Below are 255 nucleotides of genomic sequence, written 5' to 3'. Positions count from 1 at the left end.
CGATGCCCATCAGCATCAGGATGCCGATCAGCGAAGAGATCGAGAAGCTGGACCCGGCGAGGAGCAGGGCCGCAAACGCGCCCGCGATGGCCAGCGGCAGGGCCGTCATGATGGTGATCGGATACGCGAAGCTCTTGAAGAGCAACACCAGCACCGCATACATGAGCAGCAGGCCCGTCGCGAAGGCGATGGTGAAGCCGGTCAGCATTTCCTGGATGAATTCGGCGTCGCCTGCAGGTGTCTGGCGCACCCCCG

The 255-nt window shown here is 63.5% G+C and carries 1 protein-coding gene; it reads right to left on the bottom strand.

Going from position 1 to position 255, the window contains the following annotated elements:
- On the bottom strand, window positions 1-255 hold a 255-nt coding region (locus FLQ44_RS22730; protein WP_147696167.1), incomplete at both ends, for an efflux RND transporter permease subunit.

Source organism: Vogesella mureinivorans (assembly GCF_007644035.1).
GTDB lineage: Bacteria > Pseudomonadota > Gammaproteobacteria > Burkholderiales > Chromobacteriaceae > Vogesella > Vogesella mureinivorans.
The sequence above is the reverse complement of the archived record's forward strand: the minus strand, read 5'-3'. Positions and strand labels throughout refer to the sequence as shown.